General features: G+C 61.6%; 1 protein-coding gene and 1 pseudogene. One reads left to right on the top strand and one right to left on the bottom strand.

Annotated features, from left to right (window positions below):
* Nucleotides 1–269 (top strand): hypothetical protein (locus IQK56_RS30715; protein WP_193901983.1); only part of this gene is annotated, 269 nt, incomplete at its 5' end.
* On the opposite strand, the pseudogene IQK56_RS30710 reads toward IQK56_RS30715, so the two are convergent.
* Nucleotides 221–562, bottom strand: a pseudogene (locus IQK56_RS30710) (hypothetical protein); the annotation flags it as partial. The gene IQK56_RS30715 and the pseudogene IQK56_RS30710 overlap by 49 nt on opposite strands.

Raw genomic sequence — 562 nt, 5'->3', positions numbered from 1 at the left:
CGTTTGTGGAGCCGCCGGCCGGCGCACAATACCAGCAGAACACCCGGGCGATTGGCCACTGGCTGGACCAGCTGCAAGGCAGCTCTCCCCAGCAAATTACTCACGCGCTGTTCAAGCAGATGCAGGGCGCGAAGCGTCGGGGCGATGCACAGTGTTTCAACGCGCAGACCGTGTTGCTGGAACTGATGGTAAACAGCAACCTCGCCCTGGACCTGGCGAGCTACTCGGCCTTGGTGTGCGCCGCTTCCAGGCGCCAGGCCGGTTCCTGATGGGCTTGCCCAGCACCTGACAGGCTCACGGCGACGCGGTTGAGCAGCAACTCGGCGTTGTACTTGGGCACCAGCGCGCACACCAATAAAAACACCAGTCCACCGCCCATGAGCCCTGGGGAAAGCTTGATGTTCGCCGCGTCAATGCGCCAAAGAAACGCAAGGGCGGCTGTCGAACCCAGCATGGCACCGGCGAGGGCCTCATTCAGAGGATGTATATAAGGCGCTACACAATAAGCACTGAAGCCCAGACTCAGGGTTAATCCCACTAACGCCGCCGGCCAACGCCATCC

Origin of the sequence: Pseudomonas cyclaminis, assembly GCF_015163715.1 — a bacterium.
Taxonomy (GTDB): Bacteria; Pseudomonadota; Gammaproteobacteria; order Pseudomonadales; family Pseudomonadaceae; genus Aquipseudomonas; species Aquipseudomonas cyclaminis.
The sequence above is the reverse complement of the archived record's forward strand: the minus strand, read 5'-3'. Positions and strand labels throughout refer to the sequence as shown.